This is a genomic window from Mesorhizobium sp. C395A (assembly GCF_030323205.1).
Taxonomy (GTDB): Bacteria; Pseudomonadota; Alphaproteobacteria; order Rhizobiales; family Rhizobiaceae; genus Mesorhizobium.
The window spans coordinates 1,174,201-1,196,673 of record NZ_CP100473.1 but is presented as its reverse complement, the minus strand read 5'-3'; the positions used below and the strand labels follow the sequence as shown (position 1 = coordinate 1,196,673).

The following is a 22,473-nucleotide window of genomic DNA, read 5'->3' as shown; positions in this document are numbered from 1 at the left end:
CCTTCGGGCACCTTCTCCCCGTGAAACGGGGAGAAGGAAAAGTGCTCAATACTTCTCCGGCACGTAAAGCTCGCGCGGCAGGACCTGGCGCTCGTACTCCGGGTTGAACACCCGCTCGGGCAGCGTGATTTCTTCGTGCGGCACGTCCTCATAGGGCAGCTGTTTGAGGAGATGGTCGATGCAGTTCAGCCGCGCCCGCTTCTTGTCGTTGCCTTCGACGATGTACCACGGTGCCTCTGGGATGTTGGTGCGGGCAAACGTCTCTTCCTTGGCCTTGGTGTACTGCTCCCAGCGCACGCGCGACTGCAGGTCCATCGGCGACAGCTTCCACTGCTTCATCGGATCGTGGATGCGCATCATGAAGCGCATCTGCTGTTCCTCGTCGGTGATCGAGAACCAGTATTTGACCAGCGTGACGCCGGAGCGGACCAGCATGCGCTCGAACTCCGGCACGTCGCGGAAGAACTCTTCGACCTGATCGGGTTCGGCAAAGCCCATCACCCGCTCGACGCCGGAGCGGTTGTACCAGGAGCGGTCGAACAGCACGATCTCGCCGCCGGCCGGCAGATGCGGCACGTAGCGCTGGAAATACCATTGTGATTTTTCGCGCTCGGTCGGCGCCGGCAGCGCCACGACGCGGCAGATGCGCGGGTTAAGGCGCTGGGTAATGCGCTTTATGACGCCGCCCTTGCCGGCGGAATCGCGTCCTTCGAAAACCACCACCAGCTTCTTTTTGTGGTAGGCGACCCAGGACTGCAGCTTGATCAGTTCCGACTGCAAGCCGATCAGGTCGCGGAAATACTGCATGCGGTCGATCGACGGCGGATGCGCGTTCTTGTAGATCTTGGCGATCTCCAGCGACAGCGCCGGCTCCGACATTTCAAGCTCATAGTCCTCGTCGAGCGTGTCGGCGAGTTCGGCTTCCAGCCAATCCCTGGCCGGAGAATTCTGCTTCAACTCGGTCATTTCCACTGCTCCGCTTGCCGGCTGACATGAAACCCTGAGCCGACTCGATATAGGCCGCCAATGACGGTTTTATTGCAAGCCGCCGGCCAGCCGGTCATCACTGCAAACCAGCGAGCATTGCCGATCCATCGCCCTGGGATGGCGACAAGCCGCTCAAATTGTCCTACAAATGGCGGACCCGTTCGGGCTTCCCCGCCCTTTCCTGCTAAAACCGCCTCCCCACCAAAACTACGAGGATCTGACATGGAATACCGCACGCTTGGCCGTTCCGGCTTGAAAGTTTCGGCGCTGACCTTGGGAACCATGACCTTCGGCGGCAGCGGGCCGTTCGCTGCCGTCGGCAATTCCGATCTCGCGGAGGCCTCGCGCATCATCGACACTTGCATCGATGCCGGCATCAATCTCATCGACACCGCCAATGTCTATTCGAACGGATTGTCGGAAGAGATCATCGGCGAGGCGCTCGGCGGCAAGCGCAAGAACGACGTGCTGATCGCCTCCAAGGCGCGCATGCGGATCGGCAAGGGCCCCAATGACGAAGGCCTGTCGCGCCATCATCTGATCCGCGAATGCGAGAAGAGCCTGAAGCGCCTCAGGACAGATGTCATCGACATCTATTTCCTGCACGAATGGGATGGCGCGACGCCGCTCGAGGAAACCATCGCCGCGCTCGACACGCTGGTTGCCCAGGGCAAGATCCGCTATGTCGGCTGCTCCAACTATTCCGGCTGGCAGGTCATGAAGGCGCTGGGCATCAGCGACAGCCAGCACCAGCCGCGCTTCGTCACCCAGCAGATCCACTACACGCTGGAAGCACGCGAGGCCGAGTATGAGCTCTTGCCGATCTCGGTCGACCAGGGCCTTGGCGTGCTGGTGTGGAGCCCGCTCGCCGGCGGCCTCCTGTCGGGAAAATACCGCCGCGACAGCCCGACGGCGCGCCAGATCGGCGGCTGGTCGGAACCGCCGATCCGCGACGAAGACCGTCTGTGGCGGATCGTCGATGTGCTGGTCGACATCGGTGCGGCACGCGGCGTTTCGGCGGCCCAGGTGGCGCTGACCTGGCTGCTCGGCCGGCCAGCCGTCAGTTCGCTGGTGATCGGCGCACGCAATGAGTCCCAGTTGAAAGACAATCTCGCCGCGGCAAGCCTGACGCTGTCCTTTGATGAACGCCAGCGTCTCGATGCCGTCAGCCGGCCGCCGGTGCTCTATCCCTACTGGCACCAGCAGTTTACGGCGAAGGACCGCTTCGGCCCGGCCGATCTGGTTATGGACCGCAGCGTCATCTGACTTAAGGGCGCCGGAAGCCGCTAGCCCGCGATAAACCGCCAGACCTGCGGATCGGGCTCGATCTGGCCGCTGAGCACGAAATATTTGTAGAGCACGAGCAGGCAGATCGCCTGCTCGGCCCGCTCGTCGGCGAATTTGCGGCAATAGGCGTTGGCCGCCGCAACGATGCGCTGGGCCTCGGCCGGATGCTGCTCGAGATGATGCACCCGCTCGGCCAGATCGCTGAAGTCGGGCGCCAGCGGCACATAATGGACATCGGGCTCGAGCTGCCCCTCGGCGAACCAGGTCTCGTAAGTCGGCGGCGGCATCAGGCAGAGCGAGTTCGAGCTCATGATCCATTTCAGATTGGTCGCGACATCATTGCCTTCGAGCGAGATGATGTAGCGGTAGCGGCGCTGCTGATCGATGCTGAGATAGGGCTTGCGGTATTCCGCAGGTGCTGTCGCCCTCGGCGTGCCGACATCGCAGAACGGCAGATTGCGGGCTGCGTCCAGCAACAGCGTGCGGATCGGATTGTTGAGTTCGCCGCGCCAAACGACGAGCGGATGCTTGTCGGCGAAGGCGACATCGTCGGCCGGCATGTAGAAATGACGGAACTTGTTCAGCTTGAATAGGACGCCGTTGCCGTTGTCGCCGGCTATCGGCCGGTCCTTGACGATCGACGGCATCTTCGGCACTTCGATGACGTCGCCGAATTCCAGGTCGATGCGCAGACCTGGGTCGAAATAACGGGTGAACTCCTTCAGATCGTAATAGTACATGCTGCGGTCCGACGGCAGCCGGCTGACCGGCACGGCCTCGGGGCTGGGGCTAAAAGGCTCCCGCAGCGTGTTGTAGTAATTGAGCCGCTGGCGGACCGATGCGTCGGAAAGCCTGGCCTGATCGAGCAGCCGGCCGAGCCGGCGCCGGAAAAGAACCGGCGGCGCGATGTCGCGCATGGCGTTGCGCGCATAGTAGATCAGCTTCTGTGCGTTTCTTTGAAGCGTGGCCATCGGTCGTTTTGATTCGAAATCGGTCGGCGGCGGCTCCAGCAACTGTCCCGCAGCCTTTTCTAAACCATTGTGTTCGCCATCACGCAAGTCCAGAACCGCTGGCATCTGCCCTCGCGGCGCTGTTGTGTTTGCCGGCCAATGCTTCTAGGCAGGATCAGGCACAGCGAAAGGAAACGATATGGCTCGACCACCGAATTACGGTCAGGAACGCAAAGAGCGCGACCGGCAGAAGGCCGCCAAGAAGGCGGAGAAGCTCGCCGCCAAGGTCGCGGCCAAGGAGCGCGCCGAGCCTGAGAACGAGGCAAGTTCGAAAACCGACACCGAGACAGAAAAATAGGCAAGACAGGATCACCGGCCCACGAAACGGGCCGGATCCTGGCAAAATGCCGGTCTGATCAGGCCGATGTGATCAGGCCGGGGCCTTGTCGCTGACGAAGACGTTGACCTCGCGCGCGGCGGCGATGAAGGCGCGTCTTGCTATCATCGCCGGCTTGTCGCCGGCCAGCGCGTCATGGCAGGCCTGCAGCGCTTCGCGGTGCTTGGGGCTGCGCTTGCCGGGCCAGCTGTTGAGCAGGTAATCGGAAGCCTCGCGCACCGTACGCAAGAGCTGAGTGCTTCCCTCCGTGCCCGACTTAACGGTCACGGGTGTTTCAAATCGGTTGTTTTCCATGGCCGCCTCTTACGCCATCGGCGTCCGCGAAGCGAGGCCGAAAGCGGATCGCGACGGCGTTCTTTCGTTTTCGTGACCAGTATCAAGCGGCGACGACGGCAAAACCCCTGGCGCGCAGGCCGCGCCGGTCATTGTGCAACGACGTCACCAGGCGGTCGCGGCTGCCGGCGATATGGGCCGAAAGTCGCGCCGCCGCCGCATCGGCATCGCCGGCCCGCACCGCCGCCAGAATGGCGTGATGCTCGCTCCAGGCGCGGCCAAGGGCCGCCTCGTCGCGCACCTCCAGCCAGCGCGCCCGCGACAGCCGCGTCATGGCATCGCGCACGGCCCGAAACAGGAACTCGTTGCCGGAGAGCCGCGCCAGTTCGATATGGAAATCCATGCCGACGCGGTGCCATTCCTCGCGCGGCGTGGCAGTGTCGCAGGAGTCCAGCATCGCCTCGATGACATCGGCTGCGCTCCTGTCGGCCAGCGCCGAAGTCAGCCTGACCGCCGCGACCTCGACCGCTTCGCGGTACACCGCGATCTGTTCCAGTTCGGCAAGGTTGATCGGCGACACGGTCCAGCCGCGCCCGTCGCGGCAGATCAGCCCTTCCGTCTCCAGCCGCAGCAGGGCTGCCCTGACCGGCGTGCGCGAGGCGCCGAAGCGGCTCTCGATCCAGCGCTCCGTCAGCCGCTCGCCAGGACCGACCTCGAGGCCAAGGATCATCTCGCGAAGCGCTTTTTCTACGATGTGCATCTGCGACATAGTTGCTTCCATTGCTGGCGATCGGCCTTGCCCGTTGGTCTTGCCGATCACATTGAGAGCGCCTGATTGACAGCAGCCGGGCTTTGCGTCCATGAGGGTACCAACTTGGTATCCCAAAATGGTATCCGCAGCAAGCGGACAGGACAGGACATGCCGCAGGACAGTGCAGCGCAGGCCGCCGAAGCGCCTTCCGCCTACAACATTCATTGGCGGCGCAACCTGTTCGTGTGCTTTGCCGGATCGTTCAGCACGCTTGTGGCGATGACGCTATTGTTGCCGTTCCTGCCGCTCTATGTCGAACAGCTGGGCGCCGTGGGCCACGCGGCGATCGTGCAATGGTCCGGCATCGCCTTCGGCGCCACCTTCCTTGCCGCGGCCCTTGTCGCACCGCTGTGGGGGCGGCTCGGCGACCGCTACGGCCGCAAGGTGATGCTGGTGCGCGCCAGTTTCGGCATGGCGATCTGCATGTCGCTGACCGGCATGGTGCAGACCGTCTGGCAATTGGTGCTTTTGCGCCTGCTGATCGGCTTTGCCGGCGGCTATTCCTCAGGCTCGACGATCCTTGTCGCCATGCAGACGCCGAAGAAGCGCTCCGGCTGGGCGCTCGGCGTGCTGTCGGCCGGCATCACCGCAGGCTCCCTGGTCGGCCCGTTGCTTGGCGGCGCGCTGCCGCCATTGATCGGTATTCGCGCCACCTTCCTCATCGCGGGCGGCGTCATTTTCCTGGCGGCGCTGGCGACGACGTTCCTGATAAAGGAGATGCCTCGCCCGCCAATGCAGGCAAAACGCGAGGAGAAACCAAAGGGAAGTTGGGCGCAGATCCCCGACAAACGCCCTGTCGTGGCCATGCTGGCGACCGGCATGCTGTTCACCTTCGCCAACATGTCGATCGAGCCGATCATCACCGTTTACGTCCAGCAACTGGTCGCGGACGCAAGCCGGGTGACCCTGGTCTCAGGTGTCGTCATGTCGGCGGCGGCGCTGGGCGCCATCCTGTCGGCGTCACGGCTGGGCAAACTCGCCGACCGCATCGGCCACTGGAACGTCATCGTCGCATCGCTGGCCGTCTCGGCGCTGCTGTTGATACCGCAGGCCTTCGTCACCGAGAGCTGGCAGTTGGTCGGGCTGCGGTTCCTTATGGGTCTGGTGCTGGGCGGGCTGTTGCCCTGCATCACCAGCGTCATCCGCCACAATGTTCCCGACGGCGTCGGCGGCAATGTGCTCGGCCTGGCAATCTCGGCGCAATATGTCGGCCAGGTCGCGGGGCCGCTGCTGGGCGGCTTCGTCGGCGGCCATTTCGGCATGCGCGCGGTGTTTCTCGGCACGTCGGTGCTGATGGCGGGCGGTGCCGTGTATAATTGGCTGGCACAGGCGCGCCGCACGCGCGACATGCTGGCGATATCGGAAAAATCCTGACAGACAGGTTGCGCCGCCTATCGTCAATCACGGAGCCCGAGACATGAGCATAGCCGAGTCAGCACCAGCAAACAGCGCGCGCATCCTCGTTTTCGCCGGCGGCCTCGCCGGCGCGGCGGGCGTGGCGCTGTCGGCGGCATCAGCGCATCTCGGCGGCGCCTTCGTCGGCACTGCGGCATCCTTCCTGATCATGCATGCGCCGGTGTTTTTGGCCGTCGGCCTCGCCGGCGCAAGCCGGATCTTGCGGATCGGCAGCCTGGTGCTGCTCGTCGGGCTTGTTCTGTTCTGCGGCGATCTGCTGGCACGGGATTTCGTGGGATCGCGGCTGTTCCCGATGTCGGCGCCGATCGGCGGCACCTTGCTCATCGCGGGCTGGCTGGTGATCGCGGCCTCGGCGCTCGTGCGACAACGGACCTGACGGGGCAAGAACCCTGCCCCATCAAATATCGCAGATTTAATCCTGCCGGCTTTCCGGCAGCAGGTCGCGGTTGCGCTTGGCAGGCTTGGTCGGCCGCCGCCGTTGCGGCTGCTCCGTGGCAGGCGAGATACCCCAGTAATTGCGATAAATGTCTTCGAACAGATGTTTCACGGGATGCATGTTCGTTCTCCTCTTCAAGAACTTGAATCGATCCAATCAGCTGGCACGAAAATGTCTGGCCGATCAGCTGCGCTTGCGTTTCACAAGGTATTGCAGGTCACGCCACCACGGCCTGACCTTGTCGCGGCGCCTGCGGGTGGCGGCGTCGGAGACCATGCCCCAATCATCGCCGTAGATGTCTTCGAACAGATAATTCACGGGATGCATGGCACCCTCCTCTTGAATCGATCCAAGTTCTACTTGATGAATCCCTTGGATCGATTCAAATATAGACCCTCTCCGCCGTCCGATCAAGGGAAAATTTGAACCGATCCAACGAAAGTGCTAAACAGGCTCCGGTTCAGGGGACGAAAATGACGGCATTGACCTCCGGCAAGACGAGACCAGTGCGGCTTGCCGACATCGCCAAGGCGGCCGGGGTCTCGCACGGTACCGCGTCCAACGTGTTCGCTCGCCCGGAAATCGTGCGCGAAGAGGTCCGCGAGCGGGTCAAGGCGGCGGCGGAAGCGATGGGCTATGCCGGCCCGGATCCCAAGGGCCGGCTGCTGCGCGCCGGCAAGGTCAACGCCATCGGCGTGGCAACGGCAGAACCATTGTCCTATTTCTTCGACGATCCCTTTGCCCGCGTCATGATGGCCAGCATTTCGCAGGCCTGCGACGCCACCGGCGCCGGAATTTCGCTGGTCTCGGCCGCCAACAGCGAGCAGCTCGCCTGGAACATCCAGAGCGCCCTGGTCGACGGCTTCATCGTGTTCTGCATCGAGGGTGGGTCGCGGCTGGTCGAACTGGCGCGCGAACGCAAACTGCCTTTCGTGGCGCTTGATCTCGATTCGGAAAATGAGGCGGTCGCTGCGATCGGCGTCGACAACGTCGCCGGCGCGGGTCTGGCGGCGCGCCATCTGGCCGAGTTCGGCCATCGCAGCTTTGCCGTACTCGCCCTGGAATCTGCCGACGCCGGCTTTGGTCCCGTCACGCAGGAGCAAGTCGAGACGACATCCCTCTACTCGGGCACACGCGACCGTCTGCGTGGCTATTTCGGCGAGCTCTCCCGCTTCGGCATCGACGTCTCGCAAGTGCCAATCTACGAAACCCTCAATGACGAGGCGAGCGTGCGGGCCGGCCTCGATCATATTTTCGCGCTGCCGCAGACGCCGACGGCAATCCTGGCCATGTCGGACAAGATCGCGCTGCATGCGCTCGACTGGCTGCGCGAGCGTAACATTGCCGTGCCGGGCGATGTGTCAATCGTCGGCTTCGACGGCGTGCCGGAAGGCGCCGACTCCGAGCCGCCACTAACCACTGTCGCCCAGCCGATCGCCGAGATGGGCCGGCTGGCCGTCAAAGCGATCCTCGAAAATGACGGCTCGCAGCACCGGCAATTGCTGCCGGTCGATCTTGTGGTGCGGGGGTCGTCCGGCCCCTCGCCTGCTAGCTAGGCGGCTGATGTGGGATCATCGGCTTAGCCTTGGCATCGCGGGCATGCCGAAGGTCTGGTGAACGGCTGGCGCTTCTTTGCGAACCGGCTTTTTGCCCAAGCCGATGCCGGACAGCCACTCCAGATAGAAGGCGAGCGCGAATTGCATGGCGATGCCGGCCGAAATCAGCAAGACGTCATAGGCAAAGCCGCCCGGATTGATCAGCTTCATCACCTGCGCCGCCATGGCGATCAGCGTGCCGGCGAGGAACACCGGCAAGGAGCGCTTGCCGAGCAGGGCAAGCGGATGGTCCGGGCTGAGACGGAACAGGTTCGAGAAAGCCGGCAGGGCGACGATCAGATAGCTCACCGCCAATATGTGCAGGAGCCGCGGCAGCGACAGGAACGTCTTGTCGAAGCCGCCGATCACCACGGGCAGGTTAAACCACGTTATCTCGCCCCAGAGCGGGCTGTGCACCCAGACCGCCGCTGCCGCGACATAGGTCGCCGCGGCGCCCACCAGCCAACGATTGACGGGAATTGTGCCGCCGCGCCTGACATGCAGCATGCCAGCAAGGCCGATGTTGAACAGGAATTGCCAGGACAGCGGGTTGAGGAACCAGAAGCCGGGCTCGGGATAGTTCGGCGGCGCGATCTGCCAGAGGCCGGCGGCAAGCCACAGCGCGCCGGAAAAGACCAGCGCCGGGAGCGGCCGGTAGCTGACGAAGAGCAGGAAAAGCGGCGCCATCAACAGCAGCGCCGCATAGACCGGCAAAATGTTGTTGTAGCCAAGCTGGTGGCCGAGCGTGACAATGCCGATCATGACCTCCGGCGTGTTCTTCATCAGCGGCTCGATGTTGATCAGCTTGAGCAGTTCCGGCCGCCGGCCGTACACCGCCGCGGCGCAGAACAACGCCATCACAACCATGGTGGTGACGATGTGGGCACTGTAAAGCACGCCGGCCCGGCGCCACATCTTCAACATCGCCAGCAGCCGGCCGCCCGGCTGGAACTTGTTGCCATAGGCGAGTGCGACCGACATGCCGGAAATCAGCACGAAGGCTTCCGCCGCGTCCGAGAATCCGAAATTCTTGTAGGTCAGCGCTTCGAAGACGGTGCCCGGCACGTGGTCGATATAGATGGTCAGGAGTGCGAGCGCACGGAACACGTCAATGCGCGTGTCGCGATCGGCGATACGCGGGGCGCGATCGGGCGGAACTGGCAGGGTCATCGACAAAAGGCCTCAAAGGAGAGCAAGGGTGCTCGCGTTGTTCATGCCGGGATGCGACCATCGGCGCACACCGCTTCGATTCCTCCCGCAGGGAGCATATCGGCGCAGAAACGGTCTGAAATGAGCCTGTTGCAATCACATTTCGCGGAGCGTGAAAATATTCCGTTTTGAAGCTGGCAAAGGACCAATATCCCGTGAAATCAATGAGATATGAGCGTGCATCGATATAGCGACGAGAACGCCTTTCTGCATCAGGATCTGGCCTTTCCCTACCGCCTCCTCAAGCCGGAGAATGCCGGCGGCGAGAGCCTGTTTTTACTGCACGGATCGGGTGTCGACGAAACGACGATGGTGCCGATTGCGAGGCAGATCGCCCCCAACGCCACGCTGGTCGCGGTGCGTGGCCGCATCCGCCAAGAAGACGGCTTCCGCTGGTTCGAGCGGATCACGCCGACCAGTTTCGAACAGGCGAGCATCCGTGCCGAAACATTGGCCTTTGCCGCCTTCGCAAGCGAGGCCGCAAAGCGCCACGGGCTCGACCTCGCCCGGGCGACTTTCGTCGGCTATTCCAACGGCGCCAATCTGGTTTCCAGCCTGATGCTGCTCAACTCTGACCTAGTCCGAAAAGCAGTGCTGCTGAGAGCAATGCCCGTGCTTGACGATGCGCCGGCAACCGATCTGACAGGAAGGCGCGTCCTGATTGTCGCTGGTGCCGCGGACGAGACCTACGGGCCGTTTGCGCCGCCACTGGTGAGGCTGCTCAACAAACATGGCGCCGAGGTCGATGCGCGCATCGTGCCTTCAGGTCACGAAATCGGCGACCCGGATGCGGCCATCGTCCGGCAATGGCTGGCGGGACCAGCATTGGTCGCACGCCAGGCAGGCTAAGAGACCTTGGTAGACCGCATCGGCGCCCGGCGGAACGGCTGAGCAGATGCTCGTCGCCTAGCCCTGTCCCATCCGGTTCCAGGCATCGAGCCCGGCGATCTTGTAGGCTTCGGCCAGCGTCGGATAGTTGAAGGTGTTGTTGACGAAGAAATCAACCGTGCCGCCGAGGTTGATCACCGCCTGGCCGATATGGATCAGTTCGGTGGCGCCTTCGCCGACGATGTGGGCGCCGAGCAGGCGGCGCGTTTCGACCGAGAACAGCAGTTTCAGAAAGCCGGAGTTGACGCCCATTATGTGGCCGCGCGAGGTTTCTCGGAACCGCGCCAGACCGACTTCATAAGCAGCGCCGCCCTCGCGCACCTGCTCCTCCGACTGACCAACGGTGGAGATTTCCGGCACGGCGTAGATGCCATAGGGGAAGGTTTCCGGCGGCGGTGGCAGTTGCACGCCGAAGGCGTGGCAGGCGGCCACCCTGCCCTGCTCCATCGATGTCGAGGCAAGGCTGGGGAAACCGATGACGTCGCCGGTGGCATAGATGTTGGGCGCACTGGTCTGGAAGGTCTGCGGATCGACCTTGATGCGGCCCCGGGAATCGGCCTCGATGCCGACCACGTCGAGGCCGAGGCTGCCGAGATTGCCGCTGCGGCCGGCGGCGTAAAGCACGATCTCGGAGCGGATGGTGCGGCCATCGGCGAGCGTCACTTCGGCATAGTCGGGTTTTGAGACGATTTCCTTGACCGTACTGCCGAGGCGAATGGTCATGCCGCGGTCGCGCATCTGGTGGATGAAGTCGTCGACGATCTCGCGGTCGACGAAATCGAGGATGGTGTTGCGCGGCTCCACCAGCGTCACCGGCACGTCGAGCGCCGAAAAGATCGTCGCATATTCAACGCCGATGACGCCGGCGCCGATCACCGTCAGCGTGCGCGGCAGATGGTCGAGTTCCAGCATCTCGTCGCTGTCGAAGACGCGGATCTTGTCGAAGGGCACGTCGCGCGGCCGGTGCGGCCTGGTGCCGACCGCGATCAGCGCATTGGTGAAACCAACCTCCGAGTAGTCGCCATTGTCTGCCGTCAGGCTGACCTTGTTTCGGCCGACGAATTTCGCCATGGCGCGCACGCTTTTGACGGCGTTGCGCATAAACTGGTGCTGCAGCACCTCGACCTCGTGGTCGAGCGTCTTGTGCAGCCGCTCGACCAGGTCGGCGATGGAGATGTCCTGCTTGACCCGGTAGCCGCGGCCGTAAAAGCCGCGCTCGCGCCAGCCGGACAGGTTCAGCACCGTCTCGCGCAGCGTCTTCGACGGGATGGTGCCGGTGTGCACCGAGACGCCGCCGAGGCGGCGCCCGCGGTCGACCACCAGGACCGATTTGCCGAGCTTGGCCGATTGAACCGCGGCGCGGCGCCCGGAAGGGCCGCTGCCGATGACCAGCATGTCGTAATCCATGTAACCCCGCCCCCTCGGCGTCTTGTTGCGCCGCAGCAAGCTAACGCCATCCGTCCACCAAATTCAATCGGCTCAACCGCGTCACACTGCCGAGCCGGACCGATGAACGAAGCGATCTTGATTCCGCCCGCGGTCTTCACCATTTCAGATGGCGGCACCCTAGCGTGCCGCCTGTTACGAGGACATGACATGAACGCGCGCGTACTTGACGGCGAAATCATCACCAGCAGGCTCGACGACGTCAGGGCCTATGACGGTGTGCGCACGCGGCGCATCCTGGCCTTCATCATCGACTATTGCATCGTGGCGCTTCTCACCATTCCGTTCGCGATCCTGGTGGCCGTGCTTGGCCTTTTGACATTCGGTCTTGGCTGGGCGCTGTATTCCATCCTCGTGCCGGCGGTCGCCATTCTCTACATCTGGAACACGCTGGGCGGTCGCAACCAGGCCACATCAGGCATGAAGATGATGGGCATTCGACTCGATCGTCTCGACGGCAGCCGTATCGACGGCCTCACCGCCGTTGTCCATTCGGTGCTGTTCTGGGCGAGCACGGTCATCCTGACGCCGCTCGTCCTCCTGGTGACGCTGTTTTCCGATCGCAAGCGCACACTGCACGACCTGCTGCTTGGCACGGTCGTCAGCCGCAACGACCGTTGAACCGGCGTTCAACCGGGGCCAACAGGCATTTGTGCGCAAATGTGAAGGGGTCCGCTCAACCCCGCCCTCACAATCCTGTTGAATTTTTCGCCAGCCAAGCCAAAGGTAGAGCGATTCGCAGGAGTGTTCCCAAGGTTCGATGACGCACCATCCGACCCAGTCGCCGCAGTTCTTCCTGACCGCGCCATCGCCGTGCCCGTATCTCGAGGGCCAGTTCGAACGCAAGGTGTTCACGCATCTGGTCGGCGACAAGGCGCCGGAGATGAACGATCTGTTGACGCAAGGCGGTTTCCGGCGCTCGCAGAACATCGCTTACCGTCCCGCCTGCGAGACCTGCCGCGCCTGCGTCTCGGTGCGTATCCTGGCGCAGGAGTTCACCGCCAGCCGCAACATGAAGCGGGTGATCCAGCGCAATTCCGATCTGATCGGCGCCATGCACGACGCGCAGCCCTCGACGGAGCAGTATTCCCTGTTTCGCGGCTATCTCGACGCTCGCCATCGCCGCGGCGGCATGTCCGACATGACGGTGCTCGACTACGCCATGATGGTCGAAGATACCCATGTCGACACCAAGGTGATCGAATACCGGCGCCGCGGCCCCGACACATTCATCACCGGCAAGGGCCAGGGCGAGCTGATCGCCGTGGCGCTGACCGACAAGATGGCCGATGGCCTGTCGATGGTCTATTCCTACTTCAATCCCGAGTTCGAGGACCGTTCGCTCGGCACCTTCATGATCCTCGACCATATCGCCCGCGCCCGGGCCATGGGCTTGCCCCATGTCTATCTCGGCTACTGGGTCAACGGCTCGCGCAAGATGAACTATAAAATGCGCTTCATGCCGCAGGAGCATCTCGGCCCGAAGGGCTGGGAACGCTACGATCACGAAGCGGTCACGCGCTGATATTTCTTCTTACCAGATCCTGATCTAAACATTTTCAGCCGAGACGATGCTGGTCTTTCCGCCCGTTGGCGGGGCGATTGCGCCGACTGGCATCTGCTCAAATCATTGCGAAAGCCGTTGCATGTCCTCTCACAATGCCCACACCAAAGGACTTCTGCTCACCGCGCTTGGCGGGCTGGCGCTGACAATCGACATTCCCCTGATCCGGCTCGCCCATGGCGAAGCCTGGACGATCCTTTTGCTGCGCACCGGCTGCACCTTCGTGGCAGGGCTGATCGTATGGGCCATCTGGCGCTCGTTCAGCAAGAATGCTCCGCAGCTGATACCCGGCTGGTCGGGGCTCGTCGTCGCCACCCTCTACGGGCTCGGCGCAATCGCCTTCATCACTGCCGTCTACAACACCTCGACCGCCAATCTGGTTTTCATCCTGGCCTTCTCCACCATGTTCTCGGCGCTGCTGTCGTGGCTGTTCCTGAAGGAGCGACCGCGGCCGCTGACGCTTGCGGCAATGGCGCTGATGATCGTCGGCATCGCCATCATCGTCGGCGATTCCGTCGGCACGGGATATCTGTTCGGCGACGTGATGGCGCTGTGTTCGGCCTTGGCGATTGCCTGCGCCATCACCGTTTCGCGCGCCAGCGGCAGGGATATGGGGTTCACCGCGCTGACCGGCGTCCTGCTGCCGTTCGGGCTGGCGGCACTCATGGTTTCCAAGACCGGTTTCCAGGTGGAAGCGCCATGGTGGATCGTTTTCAACGGCGCCGTCATCATGCCGTTCGCCTTCTTCTGCCTAGCCAACGGGCCGAAATACATTTCAGGCCCGGAAGTGGCGATGTTCTATCTCCTGGAAACGGTTCTGGCGCCGGTCTGGATATGGATGATCTTTGCCGAGACGCCGTCGCGCAACAGCCTGATCGGCGGCGTGATCCTGATCGTCACGTTGGTCGCGCATTCCCTGTGGCAGCTGCATGAGGGGCGCAAGCGCCGGGCAGCACTTGCTGTCGCTTACCCAGCCTGACTTTTCTTCGCCGGGCCGGCGACAATCTCGATCTGCGGCGGCCCGCCTTCGAGCTCGGCGACGGCATCTGGAACGGTGTCTTCGGCCAGTTCCACCTCGCGCAGCCATTCGCGCCATATCGCCACCAGCAGCGCCATCAGCACGGGGCCGATGAACAGGCCGAGAAAGCCCATCGTCTTGACGCCGCCGATCAGGCCGAAAAAGGTCGGCAGGAAGGGCAATTTGATCGGTCCGCCGACCAGCTTCGGGCGCAAGGTCTTGTCGACGATGAACAGTTCCACCGCGCCCCAGATGAACAGCGCCAGACCCGCCATCGGCGAGCCGCTGGCGGCGAGGTAGATCGACACAAGCGTAAACGACAGCGGCGCGCCACCGGGGATCAACGCCATCACGCCGGTCAATGCGCCCAGCGTCACCGGCGACGGCACCCCGGCCAGCCAGTAGGCGATGCCGAGTACCAGCCCCTCGCCGATGGCGATCACGGTCATGCCGGTAACGGTCGAGGAAATGGTCGCCGGCACGACGCGCGAAATCCGCTCCCAGCGCGTCGGCAGGATGCGTTCGCCGAGCCGGTCGATCTGGCTGGCAAAGTGTTCGCCGTCGCGGTAGGCGAAGAACAGCGCGATCATCATGAACAGCAGCGTCAGCAACAGGCCGAAGGCGCTGCCGCCGGCAGCCAGCACGCCGCGATAGATGCTGCCGATATTGGCGCCGCTGACCAGCTGGATCAGCTCGCCGATGCCGCCGGGATGGCCGAAATTGTCGATCCACTGTTCGTTCAGCCACTCGCCGACGACAGGCAGCGAGGTGATCCAGTGCGGTGTGACCGCGCCGTGCCTGTTGGTCTCGATCGCCCAGCCCACCCATTCGCGGACCTCGTTGATGGCGTAGGTGCCGGCGAGCGCTATCGGCACCACCAGGAAGGCAAGGATGAACAGGATGGCGAGCGTCGCGGCGACGGTGCGGTTGCCGCCGACACCGGCAAGCAGCCGGCGGTAGAGTGGCCAGCTGGCAAAAGCAATGACGAGGGCTGCCAGCACGGGAAACAGGAAGCCGTGGAAGAAATAGACGCCGGCAGCAACGATCAGCACCAACAGCCAGCGCGCCGCCGACAGCGGCGGAATGACGGCGGATCGCAACGGTGTCGACAGGCCGAACAGGCGCTGCTGACGTTCCGGCTTCTGGATCTTCGCTTCCTTCAAACGGTCAATTCTCCCCAGCCTACACAGCGTTTATGCACTGTTATAGTGCCGCAATCGTGACGATAGTCCAAATGGTTGGTGAAGCTGCCAATCTCCCCCCTTGTGGGGGAGATGTCCGGCAGGACAGAGGGGGGCGCGAAGGATCGCCAGCCTGGCACCCCACATTGAAGACCCAAGAGTTGCGACCGAGTGGCGAGCCATGACCATTTGATGCGCTGGCGGGACAGCGCCCCCCTCTGGCCTGCCGGCCATCTCCCCCACTTGGGGGAGATCAGCAGCTTCAACCAAATTTCCCGGTCCGCGGGAATCCCTTCGGCACCATGCGACCGGCCGACGCTCTCGCGCCGATCCATTCCGCCAGCTCCTCGCGCGACCTGACGAAGGTGCGGTCTGCGGAATCCTGCCACGACAGGCCGCTCGCCAGCGTGAAGGGTTTCAGGTCGAGCAGACCGCCATCCTTGTATTTCTGCAGGCGAACGCCCTTGCCGCGGCCCATCTCCGGAATTTCGGAGAGCGCAAACACCAGCATCTTGCGGTTCTCGCCGACAATGGCGAGATGATCGCCTGACACGGGGACGCAGGCCTTGGCCTCGTCGGGCGCCTTGACGTTCATCACCTGCTTGCCCTTTCGGGTGTTGGCGACGACCTCCTCCTCCGGCACGACGAAACCATTGGCATCGTAGGAGACGAGCAGCAGCTTGCGCTTCGGGTCGTGGACGAAGGCGGTGACGATGTCCTGGTCGTTGTCCATGTCGACGATGATGCGGATCGGTTCGCCATGGCCGCGGCCGCCCGGCAGCCGGTCGGCGCCGATGGTGTAGAATTTTCCGCCGGTGGTGAAGACCAGGATCTTGTCGGTGGTCTGGGCATGGAAGGCGAGCTTGAGGCTGTCGCCTTCCTTGAAGGTGAGCGTGGAATGGTCGGCCAGATGGCCTTTCATCGCCCGCAGCCAGCCCTTTTCCGAGACCACCACGGTGACCGGCTCGCGCTCGATCATGGCGTGCGCAATGTCGGTCAGATCATGCTCCGGCGCGTCGGCGAACTGGGTGCGGCGCTTGCCGAGTTCGGTCTCGGGGCCGAACTTGTCGCGAACCTGCGTGACTTCCCATTTGATCGTCGACCATTGCTTGGCGTCGGATGCGAGCAATGCCTCGATCTGCTTCTTCTCGGTGGTGAGACCGTCGAACTCCTTGCGGATCTCGAACTCTTCCAGCTTGCGCAAGGCCCGCAGCCGCATGTTGAGGATGGCTTCGGCCTGGGTGTCGGTGAGCGACCAACGGGCCATCATCACCTGCTTGGGCTCATCCTCCTCGCGGATGATCCTGATGACCTCGTCGATGTTGAGATAGGCGATCAGGTAGCCGGCAAGGATTTCCAGCCGCTTCTCGATCTCGCCAAGCCGATGCTTCGAGCGGCGGATCAGCACATCGCGCCGATGGTCGAGCCACTCCTTCAGCACGCCCTTCAGCGACAGGACGTTAGGCACCTTGCCGCGCGACAAAACGTTCATGTTGAGGGGAAATCGGCTTTCGAGCTCGGTCAGCTTGAACAGCGATTCCATCAGAATGCCGGGATCGACCGAACGGCTCTTCGGTACGAGCACAATGCGGACGTCCTCGGCGCTTTCATCCCTGACATCCTCAAGCAGCGGCAATTTGCGCGCGATCAAAAGCTCGGCGATCTTCTCGATCAGCCTGGCCTTCTGGATGCCGTAGGGGATTTCGGTGACGACGATGCTCCAGGTGCCCCTGCCCTGATCCTCCTGGCCCCATTTGGCGCGCACGCGAAAACCGCCGCGGCCGGTCTCATAGGCCTCCAGGATGGATGCGCGGCTGTCGACGATGATGCCGCCGGTCGGGAAATCCGGCCCCTGGACGAACTCCATCAGCTTTGTCACCGGCGCGTCCGGCTGCTCGATCAACTGCAGCGCTGCGTTGCAAAGCTCGGCGGCATTGTGCGGCGGGATGGACGTGGCCATGCCGACCGCAATGCCGGAGGAACCGTTGGCGAGCAGATTCGGGAAGGCGCCGGGAAGCACTACGGGCTCCTCGTCCTCCTCATTGTAGGTTGGCCGGAAATCGACGGCGTCCTCGGTGATGCCGGCAAGCAAATCGCTCGCCACCTCGGTCATGCGCGCCTCGGTATAGCGCATGGCGGCGGCGTTATCGCCGTCGATATTGCCGAAATTGCCCTGCCCGTCGACGAGGGGATAGCGCATGGAGAAATCCTGCGCCAGGCGCACCAGCGCGTCGTAGATCGACTGGTCGCCGTGCGGATGGAACTTGCCCATCACGTCGCCGACAATGCGGGCGCATTTGGCAAAGCCCTGGTCGGGGTTGAGCCTGAGCAGTCGCATGGCATGCATGATGCGACGATGCACAGGCTTCAGCCCGTCGCGCACGTCAGGCAGCGCCCGGTGCATGATGGTCGACAGCGCATAGGCGAGATAGCGCTCTTCCAGCGCCTTCTTCAGATCCACCGGTTCGATGTGGTCACCGCCGCCATTTTCAGGCGGCAAAATCCTTTTTCCCATGCGGCTGGACTAGCCGAGCGGGTGATTCGCGGCAAGGCGCAGCCTTTGGCTTACGAGGGCGGCTCAAGGTCCGACGATGGATGTGACGAACTTCATGTTCCAGCTTGCCGTCCCTGTGCAACAGCACCGGTAGCAGCGCTGTTGCCAACCAACATCAATCTGTTACACGCCCTCTCTAAGGCAGGAGACGGTACGCAGGGGAGCCCGACCTTCATGACATATTCACCGCATCGAGCGAAGGCTCCCGCTCCGATTTGCCTTTCGCCGTGATTTTCGACAACTCTGCGGGAAAGCGCCTTTTTCCCGTCCAGTTCGTCACGGAATAGTGATGGCGTAGAATTGAGAAAACACTTTTTCAGGACTCTCTCAGGGAACTCGCGATGACAATCCAACGTTCGACACTCAAGAAACTTGCTTTTTCGACCTTTTTGTTGACGCTGCCGCTGAATGCCGCCTTTGCGCAAGACACGGCGGTTGCCGACCGACTGAAGGCCGCACTTGCCGTCCAGGGCGTCGATATCACCTGGACCGGCGTTACCGGCGACAATTCCAGCATGGTGCTGCAGGGCGTGTCGGTCAAACCGGCGGCCGAAAAGGAATCGCTGCCGATCGGTGACGTCAAGCTCGAAGGCGTGACCGAAGCCAATGGTGGCTTCGATGTCGCGACCATCACGACTTCGGCCTTCGAGCACAGCAAGGACGGCGTCACGCTCAACCTCACCCCCTTCGTCATCCACGACGCCAACATCCCGGCTGAGGGCGCTACAGGCCCGCTCGGCTCGATGATGATCTACAAGTCGGCCGAACTCGAAAACCTGACGGTCAAGGTTGCCGACAAGACCGCCTTCTCGGTGGATGGGCTTGCTGTCCAGATCACGCCGCCGGCCGACGGCAAGGCGATGGAGTTTTCCGCCACCACGGAAAAGTTCAACGCCGACCTGACCCTGGTCGACGATGCGAAATCCAAGGAAGCCATCGAGGCCCTCGGCTACCAGAACATCTCGGGCAATATCGAAATCGGCGGCACCTGGCAGCCGAGCGACGGCAAGATGGACCTGTCGAAATACGACATCTCGGTCGAGAATGCCGGCACGCTCGGCATGACCTTCGGCCTCGGCGGCTACACGGTCGACTTCGTCAAGTCGCTGCAGGAGATGCAGAAGAAGATGGCGGCGCAGCCCGAAGGGGCTGACAATTCGGCGCAAGGCATGGCCCTGCTCGGCCTGTTGCAGCAGCTCTCCTTCAACAGCGCATCGATCCGCTTCGATGACGATTCGCTCACCGGCAAGGTGCTTGAGTATGTCGGCAAGCAGCAGGGCATGTCGGGCAAGGACATCGCCAACCAGGCCAAGGCGATCGTGCCGTTCGGCATGGCGCAGCTCAACAATCCCGAACTGACCGCCGAAGTGACGGCCGCGGTGAGCAAGTACCTCGACGATCCGAAGAGCCTCGAGATTTCGGCCGAGCCGCCGGCAGCGGTGCCGTTCGCGCTGATCATGGCCGGCGCCATGTCCAACCCGGCCGACCTGACCAAGACGCTGGGCGTCCACGTCAAGGCCAACGAAGACTGATCGAAGTTCGCTCCCTTCTCCCCGTCACTATACGGGGAGAAGGTGCCGGCAGGCGGATGAGGGGCGGCGCCAACGCCTGCAAATTGTAGTTCGATGCTGAACCGATTGTCAGAAGGCGCCAACTGCTAAGGCCGTTCGCCAATTGCCTGCATGCGTGCTGCCCCTCATTGTCCTGCCGGACATTTCTCCCCGTATAGAGACGGGGAGAAAGGGCAGCTGCAACGCTGCCGTCAGTCCTTCTTCACTGCCGCGACACGCAGCGACAGATCACGCAACTGCTGCGGCGAGGCTTCCGAAGGCGCGTTCATCAACAAATCGTAGGCCTGCTGGTTCATCGGGAACATGGTGATCTCTCGCAGGTTCTTGGCGCCGACCAGCAGCATGACGACACGGTCGACGCCGGCCGCCATGCCGCCATGCGGCGGGGCGCCATACTGGAAGGCGCGGTAGAGGCCACCAAAGCGTTCTTCCACCGTGGCGCGGTCGAGGCCAACCGTCTCGAACGCCTTGACCATGGTTTCCGGCAAATGGTTGCGGATACCGCCAGAGGCGATCTCGAAGCCGTTGCAGACCATGTCGTACTGGAAGGCCTTGATGCCGAGCAGGTCGTCGCCGTTGAGCGCGTCGATACCGCCTTGCGGCATCGAGAACGGGTTGTGGGCGAAGTCGATCTTCTTCTCCTCCTCGCTCCATTCGAAGAACGGGAAGTCGACGATCCAGCACAATTCGAAGCGCTCGCGGTCGACAAGGTTCAGTTCTTCGCCGGCACGCGTACGCGCGGCACCGGCGAAGGTGACGAACTTCTTCGGATCGCCGGCGACGAAGAAGGCGGCGTCGCCATCGGCAAGGCCGAGCTGCTGGCGGATCGCCTCGGTGCGCTCCTCGCCGATGTTCTTGGCCAGCGGACCGGCGCCTTCAAGCTTGTCGCCTTCCTTGCGCCAGAAGATGTAACCCAGTCCCGGCTGGCCCTCGCCCTGCGCCCACGAGTTCATGCGGTCGCAGAAGGCGCGGCTGCCGCCGGTCTTGGCCGGAATGCCCCACACTTCGGCCTTCGGATCGTTGGCCAGGATGTTGGCGAAGACCTTGAAGCCGGAATCGCGAAAATGGTCGGAGACGGCCCGCATCTCGATCGGGTTGCGCAGGTCCGGCTTGTCGGAGCCATATTTGCGCATCGCGACATCGTAAGGAATGCGCTGGAATGTCTGCGTCACCGGCTTGCCGTTGGCGAAGGTCTCGAAGACGCCGCGCATCACCGGTTCCATGGTCGACAGCACGTCGTCCTGCTCGACGAAGCTCATTTCGAGGTCGAGCTGGTAGAATTCGCCGGGCAGACGGTCGGCGCGCGGGTCCTCGTCGCGGAAGCAGGGCGCGATCTGGAAATAGCGGTCGAAGCCCGAAACCATGATCAGTTGCTTGTACTGCTGCGGCGCCTGCGGCAGCGCGTAAAAGGTGCCGGGATGGATGCGCGACGGCACCAGGAAGTCGCGCGCGCCTTCCGGCGACGAGGCCGTGAGGATCGGCGTCGAGAATTCGGTGAAGCCGACATCGGTCATACGCTTGCGCATCTCGGCGATGATTTTCGTGCGCGCCACGATGTTCCTGTGCAGCGTCTCGCGGCGCAGGTCGAGAAAACGGTACTTCAGGCGGATGTCTTCGGGATAGTCGGGCTCGCCGAACACCGGCAGCGGCAATTCCTTGGCTGCCGACAGCACCTCGATCTCGCGGGCAAAGATCTCGATCTCGCCGGTCGGCAGGTTGGCGTTGGTGGTGTCCGGCAGGCGCGCCTTGACCTCGCCATCGACGCGGATCACCCATTCGCCACGCAGCGTCTCGGCCACCTTGAAGGCGGGCGAATCCGGATCGGCGACGATCTGGGTCAGGCCGTAATGGTCGCGCAGATCGATGAACAGCAGGCCGCCATGGTCGCGCACGCGATGCACCCAGCCCGACAGGCGAACCGAAGAGCCGACATCGCTCTTTCTCAACTGGGCACAGGTGTGGCTGCGGTAACGATGCATTGTCATGTCAAAAGTCCGGGGTGCTGGGTTGTGGGCCGAGCGTCAAAGCCCGGTCCAAAATTTGCGCGAAAAGCGCATGGGAGGCCTGATTTGTCAAGGCAAGCCGGGTGATCCGGCGCAGGCCCATTGTTCAAGCGAAGTGGATTTCAGCGCCCTGGCGTTCGAAGTCGGCGAGGATCGCGGCCGGCGCGGTCTTTTCGACCACGAGATGGCGGATCGCCTCTGGCCTGGCGACCCGGTAGGGTGCGGCTGTGGCCAGCTTGTCGTTGGTTACAGCGATGACGATGCCTGCGCTGTTCTTGGCCATGGCCCGCTTTACCTCGGCCTCAGCCGAATCGAAGGCCGTGACGCCGCGCGACGCATCGAGACCGCAGGATCCGAGAACAAACAGGTCCGCGCCAAGTTGCGCGACAGCGGCAAGCGTGTCGGCGCCGACGCAGGCGCCGAGATGGCGGTCGAACCGCCCGCCCAGCACAATCAGTTCGACCAAAGCGTGGTCTGACAGGACGGAGGCAATTTCGAGCGAATTGGTGGCGACGGTCAGATCGATGTCGCGCGGGATGGCCCTGGCGATCGCGGCATTGGTCGAGCCGCTGTCGATGAACAGGGTCTGTCCGGGCGAAAGCAATGCCACGGTCGCGCGGGCCAGCCGCGTCTTTTCTTCGACCGCATGACCGGCGCGCAGGCCGACCGGCGTGGCCGCGAAGGGTGCGGTCGCGACCGCACCACCATAGACGCGGCGGCACTGCCCGGCCTTGGCCAACTCCCTGAGGTCGCGGCGAACCGTGTCTTCCGAAACGCCGAAGCGGCCTGCCAGCTCGCCGGCCAGCACCCTTCCCTCGACGGCCAGGCGATCGCGAATAATTTGATGCCGCTCATCGGTCAGCATTGCATGATCCTGTTTTTTCATG

Annotated in this window: 22 protein-coding genes; 10 read left to right on the top strand and 12 right to left on the bottom strand. The window is 63.0% G+C overall.

What is annotated here, in order from left to right; translation table 11 throughout:
- Window positions 1-45 precede the first annotated feature (45 nt).
- On the bottom strand, window positions 46-966 hold the full coding sequence (gene ppk2 / locus NLY37_RS05840) for a polyphosphate kinase 2 (RefSeq protein WP_023736466.1): 921 nt from the start codon (window positions 964-966) through the stop codon (window positions 46-48).
- 243 nt (window positions 967-1,209) lie between these two features.
- Here ppk2 and NLY37_RS05835 point away from each other — a divergent pair, with 243 nt between their 5' ends.
- Complete coding sequence (locus NLY37_RS05835; RefSeq protein ID WP_023689518.1) at window positions 1,210-2,253, top strand: aldo/keto reductase; 1,044 nt, start codon at window positions 1,210-1,212, stop codon at window positions 2,251-2,253.
- A 20-nt stretch (window positions 2,254-2,273) separates the two neighbouring features.
- On the opposite strand, the gene NLY37_RS05830 is transcribed toward NLY37_RS05835, so the two are convergent.
- Window positions 2,274-3,245, bottom strand: coding sequence for a glycosyl transferase family 90 (locus NLY37_RS05830; protein ID WP_023742858.1), 972 nt, complete (start codon window positions 3,243-3,245; stop codon window positions 2,274-2,276).
- 178 nt (window positions 3,246-3,423) lie between these two features.
- Between NLY37_RS05830 and NLY37_RS05825 the strand changes: the two genes are divergently transcribed.
- Window positions 3,424-3,582 (top strand): hypothetical protein, encoded by a 159-nt coding sequence (locus NLY37_RS05825; RefSeq protein ID WP_023673009.1) that lies wholly within the window; start codon window positions 3,424-3,426, stop codon window positions 3,580-3,582.
- Between the two features lie 72 nt (window positions 3,583-3,654).
- Here the strand turns inward: NLY37_RS05825 and NLY37_RS05820 are convergent, their stop codons facing one another.
- Window positions 3,655-3,888 carry a DUF982 domain-containing protein gene (locus NLY37_RS05820; RefSeq protein ID WP_245259900.1) on the bottom strand — a complete coding sequence of 78 codons (234 nt, stop codon included), beginning with the start codon at window positions 3,886-3,888 and terminating at the stop codon, window positions 3,655-3,657.
- 109 nt (window positions 3,889-3,997) lie between these two features.
- Window positions 3,998-4,663, bottom strand: coding sequence for a GntR family transcriptional regulator (locus NLY37_RS05815; RefSeq protein ID WP_023742859.1), 666 nt, complete (start codon window positions 4,661-4,663; stop codon window positions 3,998-4,000).
- A 150-nt stretch (window positions 4,664-4,813) separates the two neighbouring features.
- On the opposite strand from NLY37_RS05815, the gene NLY37_RS05810 reads away from it, so the two are divergent.
- Window positions 4,814-6,079 carry a multidrug efflux MFS transporter gene (locus NLY37_RS05810; RefSeq protein WP_023697461.1) on the top strand — a complete coding sequence of 422 codons (1,266 nt, stop codon included), beginning with the start codon at window positions 4,814-4,816 and terminating at the stop codon, window positions 6,077-6,079.
- Between the two features lie 43 nt (window positions 6,080-6,122).
- Window positions 6,123-6,497, top strand: a complete 375-nt coding sequence (locus NLY37_RS05805; RefSeq protein ID WP_023697462.1) for a DUF423 domain-containing protein — start codon at window positions 6,123-6,125, stop codon at window positions 6,495-6,497.
- 36 nt (window positions 6,498-6,533) lie between these two features.
- On the opposite strand, the gene NLY37_RS05800 is transcribed toward NLY37_RS05805, so the two are convergent.
- On the bottom strand, window positions 6,534-6,677 hold the full coding sequence (locus NLY37_RS05800) for a hypothetical protein (RefSeq protein WP_023697463.1): 144 nt from the start codon (window positions 6,675-6,677) through the stop codon (window positions 6,534-6,536).
- 63 nt (window positions 6,678-6,740) lie between these two features.
- Window positions 6,741-6,884 carry a hypothetical protein gene (locus NLY37_RS05795; protein ID WP_023742860.1) on the bottom strand — a complete coding sequence of 48 codons (144 nt, stop codon included), beginning with the start codon at window positions 6,882-6,884 and terminating at the stop codon, window positions 6,741-6,743.
- Window positions 6,885-7,030: 146 nt separating this feature from the next.
- Between NLY37_RS05795 and NLY37_RS05790 the strand changes: the two genes are divergently transcribed.
- Window positions 7,031-8,113: a LacI family DNA-binding transcriptional regulator gene (locus NLY37_RS05790; RefSeq protein WP_023682412.1), complete on the top strand. Its 1,083-nt coding sequence runs from the start codon at window positions 7,031-7,033 to the stop codon at window positions 8,111-8,113.
- 15 nt (window positions 8,114-8,128) lie between these two features.
- On the opposite strand, the gene NLY37_RS05785 is transcribed toward NLY37_RS05790, so the two are convergent.
- Entirely contained in the window at window positions 8,129-9,322 is a 1,194-nt protein-coding gene (locus NLY37_RS05785; RefSeq protein WP_023742861.1) for an OpgC family protein, read from the bottom strand.
- A gap of 216 nt (window positions 9,323-9,538) precedes the next feature.
- Between NLY37_RS05785 and NLY37_RS05780 the strand changes: the two genes are divergently transcribed.
- Complete coding sequence (locus tag NLY37_RS05780) at window positions 9,539-10,210, top strand: alpha/beta hydrolase (protein ID WP_245270998.1); 672 nt, start codon at window positions 9,539-9,541, stop codon at window positions 10,208-10,210.
- Between the two features lie 57 nt (window positions 10,211-10,267).
- On the opposite strand, the gene sthA is transcribed toward NLY37_RS05780, so the two are convergent.
- Window positions 10,268-11,656, bottom strand: coding sequence for a Si-specific NAD(P)(+) transhydrogenase (gene sthA, locus NLY37_RS05775; RefSeq protein ID WP_023697466.1), 1,389 nt, complete (start codon window positions 11,654-11,656; stop codon window positions 10,268-10,270).
- Between the two features lie 189 nt (window positions 11,657-11,845).
- On the opposite strand from sthA, the gene NLY37_RS05770 reads away from it, so the two are divergent.
- The 3 genes from NLY37_RS05770 to NLY37_RS05760 all read left to right on the top strand — a co-directional run bounded on the left by NLY37_RS05770 (window position 11,846) and on the right by NLY37_RS05760 (window position 14,238).
- Window positions 11,846-12,316 carry an RDD family protein gene (locus NLY37_RS05770; protein WP_023697467.1) on the top strand — a complete coding sequence of 157 codons (471 nt, stop codon included), beginning with the start codon at window positions 11,846-11,848 and terminating at the stop codon, window positions 12,314-12,316.
- Between the two features lie 139 nt (window positions 12,317-12,455).
- Window positions 12,456-13,220 (top strand): arginyltransferase, encoded by a 765-nt coding sequence (locus tag NLY37_RS05765; RefSeq protein ID WP_023682417.1) that lies wholly within the window; start codon window positions 12,456-12,458, stop codon window positions 13,218-13,220.
- A gap of 121 nt (window positions 13,221-13,341) precedes the next feature.
- Window positions 13,342-14,238 carry a DMT family transporter gene (locus NLY37_RS05760; RefSeq protein ID WP_023697468.1) on the top strand — a complete coding sequence of 299 codons (897 nt, stop codon included), beginning with the start codon at window positions 13,342-13,344 and terminating at the stop codon, window positions 14,236-14,238.
- Here NLY37_RS05760 and NLY37_RS05755 read toward each other — a convergent pair.
- Together NLY37_RS05755 and parC are read right to left on the bottom strand one after the other, a co-directional pair.
- On the bottom strand, window positions 14,226-15,440 hold the full coding sequence (locus tag NLY37_RS05755; protein ID WP_023693242.1) for an AI-2E family transporter: 1,215 nt from the start codon (window positions 15,438-15,440) through the stop codon (window positions 14,226-14,228). The two genes, NLY37_RS05760 and NLY37_RS05755, sit on opposite strands and share 13 nt — an antisense overlap.
- A 280-nt stretch (window positions 15,441-15,720) precedes the next feature.
- Window positions 15,721-17,973, bottom strand: coding sequence for a DNA topoisomerase IV subunit A (gene parC / locus NLY37_RS05750; protein ID WP_023694915.1), 2,253 nt, complete (start codon window positions 17,971-17,973; stop codon window positions 15,721-15,723).
- Between the two features lie 380 nt (window positions 17,974-18,353).
- Here parC and NLY37_RS05745 point away from each other — a divergent pair, with 380 nt between their 5' ends.
- Complete coding sequence (locus tag NLY37_RS05745) at window positions 18,354-19,544, top strand: aq_1923 C-terminal domain (RefSeq protein ID WP_023742863.1); 1,191 nt, start codon at window positions 18,354-18,356, stop codon at window positions 19,542-19,544.
- A gap of 230 nt (window positions 19,545-19,774) precedes the next feature.
- On the opposite strand, the gene aspS is transcribed toward NLY37_RS05745, so the two are convergent.
- Both aspS and NLY37_RS05735 read right to left on the bottom strand, forming a co-directional pair.
- Entirely contained in the window at window positions 19,775-21,562 is a 1,788-nt protein-coding gene (gene aspS, locus NLY37_RS05740; protein ID WP_023739297.1) for an aspartate--tRNA ligase, read from the bottom strand.
- A gap of 130 nt (window positions 21,563-21,692) precedes the next feature.
- A complete protein-coding gene (locus tag NLY37_RS05735; RefSeq protein WP_245264399.1) occupies window positions 21,693-22,472 on the bottom strand; it encodes a DeoR/GlpR family DNA-binding transcription regulator in 780 nt (259 codons plus the stop codon).
- Between the last annotated feature and the right edge of the window lies 1 nt (window position 22,473).